The sequence below is a fragment of the Shewanella sp. UCD-FRSSP16_17 genome, assembly GCF_001675935.1.
Taxonomy (GTDB): Bacteria; Pseudomonadota; Gammaproteobacteria; order Enterobacterales; family Shewanellaceae; genus Shewanella; species Shewanella japonica.
Genome location: NZ_LZFV01000009.1, coordinates 1 through 7,046, shown reverse-complemented (window position 1 = coordinate 7,046; position 7,046 = coordinate 1). Strand labels below are relative to the sequence as shown.

Below are 7,046 nucleotides of genomic sequence, written 5' to 3'. Positions count from 1 at the left end.
CGTTGGCCGTATACGAAAGCCCCATTCTTACTCCATTGACAAAGGAAATACATGGCAATGTATTCGCCATCTTTACACCCAAGCAACCTGTCGTCCAAAATGCTTTGAGCATAGTCAAATCGTGAAAAGTAACCCCTTTACTTGTACGCTTATTTTGTTTAAACAAAAAACAAAAGGACGTCACGCCACCAACCCAGATGGAAGTCGCAAAGCCTCCAAGCATTCGAAAGCCTATGCTCAAGGTGCAGAAGACCCTTGGCTATTAGCAACGTCACTCACCTCTCATCGGCATTTATCGAAACAGGTCGTCGCTATTTATCGCCAGCGCATGCAAATTGAGGAGGGATTTAGAGATATGAAAAGCACAACGTTCGGGCTCGGTTATGAACAAAACAAAAGTGTTAAAAAGCAACGCCTCATAATACTGATATTACTGACAACATTGGCGTCATTGGCCGCTATATTGCTTGGTATGGTGCTCGTTACTTCGAACAAACATCGTCGATTCCAAGCCAACACTGAGACAAGAAGCGTACTATCATTTCACTACCTTGGGCTCAGAGCCATAGCCTGCCGGATACGGTTTACCATGCGCTGCACTTAAATGGTACGTTTCCTTGGTAGACGGGGCTTGGGCTGGCAACTCATGGAATTAAATTCGTGGGGTTCCCTCAGACTCTGAGCTCTCGAGGGGAATACTCACAAAACCAACTTTTTACATTATATCCTCTACTTCAAAAGTAGCATCATTTATAGATCATACAAAATATGCAATTTATGACTCTAGAGTAATTTATGCGCTTAATTGGTTATTATTTAAGTATACAGATCAAACTGAATTATATCCTCAACCATCAGGCAGAAGCTCAGATTTAGCTAAATATGAACTTTCAACAATATTTAACTCATCAGACGCTGAGTATTCTTATAAGAGTCACAAAACCGCATATCATGAATACTGTAAGTTAATGAGAGAGTTGTCATTGGAGGTATATAACAGTGAGCAACCCTTTTTAGCAGAAATGTTACTTTTTATCATTGCACCTAAGCAGATAGTTAACGATATAAAAAATAGTATTTCATTGAGTCTAAATGTTCATGCCAAAACAGAATAAGTTGCTTAAATCTAATAAAACCAGATGGTAAATTAGCAAACGTTGCCAATCAAAAATGATTTGATGTTATCCAAGGTAATGGCAGGACGGTCTCAGTTAAAACTACAGCAACCCTACAAAGCACGATTCAAATCAACAAGGATACTGCTTATCTTGCAGATGACACTATGGTCTTGCTTTATGAGAATGGAGAGCTAAAAGTCATTTATCATCAAGACACCGATACATTAGTAAAATTTAAACGGACTTTGACCTTGTATCGAGTTAGTGTGTTGGCTGGTAATCCAATAACGATGTATTACACTCGGCCTAATAGTGGAGGTTCAGCAAGAGTTTGGGACTTGTGTGAAGAAAACAAAGAACTCTCGCGAGCTCAAATTATTGAGCTGTGTATAGCTGAAGGTATTAATAAGGTAACTGCTACCACGAAATATACAGATTGGACAAACCGCAAAGTTTAAAAGAAAAGTAAGCTGATAAGGGTAAGCCGCGCATTCGCACCCTTATTCTAAGTGTTGAACAAGCCTGAGTGATAGCTTTATAGTGTGCTATCATTGCCAACACTCCCACTTGTCAAAGTATGGTTGTATTTCGAGCAATTAAGCGCATAACACAAGAAACACTGACTTCTTCTCATACGCTCAGTTCAAATGCAGTAATGCTCAAGATGAGGGGCCGCCGTGATCTCTCTTATTTCCGCAAAAAAATAGGCTTATCTAATTGTTATTACATAAATTTCAACATTGTGCTTTGTTTGGTTTTTGACCTCTAAAAACCATCTATCCATAATATCTTTTTGCGTGTTCGCCATTGACTTTAATGACTGTACCTCGTTGATAAGTAGTGAGCTTTTGTTCGTCTGCGCCTCAAATTGGGTAGTTAACAACTTAATTTCAGTAGTAGCCTGTTGATACCCCTCTTGAACAGAGGTTATCTGCTGCTTAAACGCGTGGTTCTCAGTCTCCATCTCTAACTTCACAGCTGTCATTGCAGATAATGAGGTTTCAACTTTTTGCAGTTGTTTCGATGTACCGTCAAGCTGTGTTTCTAACTTGGCACATTGTTTTTGAATCGCTGCGTTCTCCAATTGTCTCGCTGTTGACTGCTGGCTTAGATCTCTAATCTCAAGTTGAAGCCGCTGTACTTTCTGATGACGCGTGCTCAAATGAGACAAGCGGTATTAGAGTATATTGAGGTTGATGACAATCGAACCAGACGGCATAGTGCTCTTGGTTATTTGAGCCATGAAAAACTTTGAATTAAAAAATAGTGCTTAGCAAAGTGTCCACTATTACAGGATCAGTTCACTTTAGTATGTGGTTCAGTTTTGGGTGCAAATTAACAGCCAGGGCTGTTCCTATCAAAGCAGTCACAGAAAACCTCAACAGCTCCATACCTACGTCCTATCGTTGAGGCTGCTTCTACACACGTAAAGTGCCTTGATGAATCATTGTTAAATAAATGAAAAGTAATTGTTGCAATTAAATTAGCGTTCTTTTATATTCAGCTAGTGAACAAAAATCTAGTTCACAAATTATTTATGTTTAATATAAATTTAAAGGATTAAAATTATGAAAAACCTAAAAATTGCTAGCTTAAGTAATCCCGTCCATATTGCTTCAGAAGGTTCTAATATAGGCTCAGCACCCTGTGCTATTATCGTAGTGTACACTATTATTTATCCACACTAATAGATTTTATTGCGATTAAATAAATTATTAATATCTAAGTATTTTAAGTTTAAAGCAAATTAAGTTGTATTGCTTTTTTAAAGGGATTTGAAAATGAGTGGTATGAATGATGCTTTTTTTTTAAACCAGTTTGATATAGATGAACTACATTGCTACCCTAGTTTTTTTAATTATTTAAAAAAAGCCACCCCTTCTCATGATGACTTTATAAAGTTATTATCTTGTTCTGATTTAGTAAACATCCTAAATTTAGCAATAGACGGACTGTCAGACAATACATCCAAATTAAATCTGGGTGGTCAAAGTGACGATTATTTTGACTGGAGACTATATAGGAATAAGAAATTATCGTTAGTACTTCACGGTTTTTCCAAAGGAAAAATAAAACGAGAATACATTGCCATTTATCCTAACAATATGAGAATAGGGGTATATCTAGGAAGTTTTTCATACACTATATACACTGTTGATAATGACAAAAACTGCTTAATCGAAACAACGTCTGGAATAGCAACTCAGGGACAAGTATTTTCTACGCTAGCTGGAGAAACCATGCTTGTCATACATGAAATATTTGAACCATGCATAACATTAAATGAATCATCAGTTGAGCACTTACCTCTTATTCAAAACTTCAAATTTGATACACTAACACTTTCGCATATATCATCTGCCGATGTCGCTTATAGTCGACTGGAATCTGCTTTTAAAATATTTGAGATGCTTGATTATAAAAATGTAATTGACAAGCTTACTGATATTTCTAAAAGTCATCCTATGCATTATATAAGATGGTCAGCAGCAACAGTGACGTTACGCCTGAGTGAGGATACAATTCATTGCAAAGAGTTGCTTAATCATTTAATAAATAATGACGAATCAAATGAGGTTAGCAACGCAGCACGGCAAACTTTAAATAACATCGAGGTAATGTATGGCTAAGTTCTTCAACAAATATGATAATGGGGCCATATCACTTGGCGAGCTTGTTAAACAATTGCAATCAAAAGGAGATAAACTTTTTTCTGATGAAGATTTTATAATTTCGCTGTTATCTAAGATATATAATAACAGAGAGTTTCTTTGTGATGTACTATTTGAACAGCTTGATAATTTAACTAATTTTCAATCAGACAATCCTTATACACCGCAAGCTTTTATTTTAAGTAGTACAAAGGTTTATACTTTAAGAGCAGCTATTTGGTCTCCAGTCAGTAGGATCTCAGACTCTAAAGATGACGTATATTTTTATGACAAAGCACATGACCATAATTTTACTTTCTATACAGTTGGCTATAAAGGGCCTGGTTATGAAACAGATTTATACACCTACGAAAGTAATGATTTAAATGTAGGAGATGAAATAAAATTAGATAGCCTTGGAATTCTTAACCTAAAAGAAGGTGATATCTGGAAATACGAAAAGTCAAAAGACGTTCATTCGCAATACCCACCAAAAGAAGCAAGCATTTCAATTAATTTAATAGATAATAATATTGGACTTAGGCAATATTATTTCAATAGTAAAACAGGTAAGGTGTTAAATAGAGTTAGTAATAAGTATGACACATTGAAGGTGTTGTCGGATCTGATTGGAAATAAAGATACAAATAAATTGATCGAAGAAAAAATTAAAACCTCGAGCAATCAGTTGATTAAGGATGCATTCGATGTTTAATGGTTTTTTACTTATATCTTTAATTATAGTGTCATCAAGGTTGATTCTTAGAGGCTATTTCAAAACTTGTAACAATATTCAATCATCCCTCAAGAATAGCGATAACCCTAACTATTATCTCAAAACACTTAGTAAATTTGATATTTTGATAACATTTTGTTTGAAGCCATTTTTTGTTATTTCGATGATGACAGTTTGCATTCCAATTTTAAATAACTTTGAAATTCCTGAGTTAAAGTACACTATTAATTTTGAGGTGGCTAATATTGATTTCATACCATTAATTTTATCTATATTATTGGCGATTAAAGTTTTTCAGGCAATTAAAAATGTTTATATATCTTACGCTATTTCCTTTGCCTCCTTGATATGGGCTTATCATGTTTTTTACACTGTTCAAAACAAATACCTCATAATATTTATAGTCATTATGGCATCTGAGTATACAATTTCATTTTTCATGGAAAAACACAATGAAAAATAAAGTTATATACTTATTGCTCATTTTATCTGGCCCTGTTTTTTTTTTGGTTCTTTTTGATATTTTAATACTTATTGAACTAGTCGGTATGTCATTAATGCTGAAGGTTACTTTCTGCTATTATATGGATAGATTAAAAAATATATTTTATATAGCAAGGAGTAAATTATTTCGTACAAAAGATTCATAGACTGAACCTTAAGCATTAAAATAGGTAATGCCTAAATTCAGATAATAACTGCGACACTCTTAATTGAGGCAAAGAAGAAGCCAACTGCTGAAAGTGGTAGGCTTTATCTCCACAAAGAAAAAAGAGTATCACTATGAGTTATCAGCAGCTGACCGAGGGAAGAAGATACCAGATTTCTGCCCTTTTGGAACGGGGAATTTCAGTAGCGGAGATTGCACGTACAGTAAAATGTCACCGTTCAACCATTTATCGGGAATTAAAAAGAGCAAGTAGCACTCAGTAGGACAAACTTTAATATTGTATGTTGACATTTTTTTGATACAAACTTATAGTCAATCTTAGTTAGCAATTGCAGATTTTTAACAAGAAAGCTAACTCAAGCTAATGAATTTAAACGACTAATTTTATATTTGATACGGAGGCCTTGGGTTCAAATCCCTATCTCTTCGCCATATTTATCAAAAAGATCCCGCTAGCAATAGCGGGCTTTTTGCTTTCTAGTATTTGAGTGAGTTTGATTAGAGAGTTAAAAGGTTTGTAGCGCATCAATGTAGGGTTCAAATCCTGAGGGATCCCCACGAATTTAATTCCATGAGTTGCCAGCCCAAGCCCCGTCTACCAAGGAAACGTACCATTTAAGTGCAGCCATGGTAAACCGTATCCGGCAGGCTATGGCTCTGAGCCCAAGGTAGTGAAATGATAGTACGCTTCTTGTCTCAGTGTTGGCTTGGAATCGACGATGTTTGTTCGAAGTAACGAGCACCATACCAAGCAATATAGCGGCCAATGACGCCAATGTTGTCAGTAATATCAGTATTATGAGGCGTTGCTTTTTAACACTTTTGTTTTGTTCATAACCGATCCCGAACGTTGTGCTTTTCATATCTCTAAATCCCTCCTCAATTTGCATGCGCTGGCGATAAATAGCGACGACCTGTTTCGATAAATGCCGATGAGAGGTGAGTGACGTTGCTAATAGCCAAGGGTCTTYTGCACCTTGAGCATAGGCTTTCGAATGCTTGGAGGCTTTGCGACTTCCATCTGGGTTGGTGGCGTGACGTCCTTTTGTTTTTTGTTTAAACAAAATAAGCGTACAAGTAAAGGGGTTACTTTTCACGATTTGACTATGCTCAAAGCATTTTGGACGACAGGTTGCTTGGGTGTAAAGATGGCGAATACATTGCCATGTATTTCCTTTGTCAATGGAGTAAGAATGGGGCTTTCKTATACGGCCAACGATATCCCAATTGAGCGCGATGACTTCTCTGAACCAGGGTGATTTATAGCCTGCATCGGTGACGATAATGGGCTGACAGTTGGCAGGCAAAATAGCGTGTAGTGTCTTTAAGAATGCCCTATGTGTAGCGGGTTTCTCCTTAGTCTTGTTGCAATGTACTTCTTGATAGAGTGTGATGGAACGCCCTTGTAAAGATATTGCGGCGCGCAAGAGAAAGTGGGCTTTACGGTCATCTAAATCTGACCAATCAATTGAAATGACGGGGCGTGATGTATTGCCACAAAATAGTTTGCAAATAACGGCATAGATACACAGTGCTTCACCACGCAAATGAGGGTTTGACAGCAAACGGTCAGCGCGTTTAATTCGATGTTTTTCGTAGGCTCTGGTATTAATTCCTCGACCGATACTCGTGACGGTCGCAACGTTCCCATTGAGCAAGCTATTCACGCAGGCAATTACTGCATTTTGACGTGTTTTATGCATTTTATAGCTGACAAGCGATATGACTTTGTTCACAATAGAAAGAGCATTCATGGCGTTTAACCTTCATTTGTTTTTGGCAAAAGATTTGATCACCAAACGTCATGAATGTTCCCTTATTTTTTATCTTACTGATTCCGCTATATTATTTGTGGGGATACCTCAGGTTCA

Annotated in this window: 6 protein-coding genes and 2 pseudogenes; 6 read left to right on the top strand and 2 right to left on the bottom strand. The window is 36.6% G+C overall.

Annotated features, from left to right (window positions below):
* On the top strand, positions 1-604 hold a 604-nt coding region (locus A9267_RS08945; protein ID WP_231919064.1), incomplete at its 5' end, for a transposase.
* Positions 605-1,827: 1,223 nt separating this feature from the next.
* Here A9267_RS08945 and A9267_RS08935 read toward each other — a convergent pair.
* On the bottom strand, positions 1,828-2,202 hold the full coding sequence (locus A9267_RS08935; protein ID WP_065108940.1) for a hypothetical protein: 375 nt from the start codon (positions 2,200-2,202) through the stop codon (positions 1,828-1,830).
* Between the two features lie 60 nt (positions 2,203-2,262).
* Here A9267_RS08935 and A9267_RS22045 point away from each other — a divergent pair.
* The 5 genes and pseudogenes from A9267_RS22045 to A9267_RS21505 all read left to right on the top strand — a co-directional run.
* Positions 2,263-2,392, top strand: a pseudogene (locus A9267_RS22045) (IS3 family transposase); the annotation flags it as partial.
* A 507-nt stretch (positions 2,393-2,899) separates the two neighbouring features.
* Positions 2,900-3,748, top strand: a complete 849-nt coding sequence (locus tag A9267_RS08930) for a hypothetical protein (RefSeq protein WP_065108939.1) — start codon at positions 2,900-2,902, stop codon at positions 3,746-3,748.
* The gene (locus A9267_RS08925; protein ID WP_065108938.1) at positions 3,741-4,484 is read left to right on the top strand and encodes a hypothetical protein; all 744 of its coding nucleotides are present in this window, start codon (positions 3,741-3,743) and stop codon (positions 4,482-4,484) included. The genes A9267_RS08930 and A9267_RS08925 overlap by 8 nt, the downstream gene beginning before the upstream one ends.
* A complete protein-coding gene (locus A9267_RS08920; protein WP_065108937.1) occupies positions 4,477-4,968 on the top strand; it encodes a hypothetical protein in 492 nt (163 codons plus the stop codon). The genes A9267_RS08925 and A9267_RS08920 overlap by 8 nt, the downstream gene beginning before the upstream one ends.
* A 320-nt stretch (positions 4,969-5,288) precedes the next feature.
* Positions 5,289-5,435 (top strand): annotated as a pseudogene (locus A9267_RS21505) (helix-turn-helix domain-containing protein); the annotation flags it as partial.
* A 303-nt stretch (positions 5,436-5,738) separates the two neighbouring features.
* Here the strand turns inward: A9267_RS21505 and A9267_RS08910 are convergent.
* Positions 5,739-6,929 (bottom strand): IS4 family transposase, encoded by a 1,191-nt coding sequence (locus A9267_RS08910; RefSeq protein ID WP_065108935.1) that lies wholly within the window; start codon positions 6,927-6,929, stop codon positions 5,739-5,741.
* Positions 6,930-7,046 lie beyond the last annotated feature (117 nt).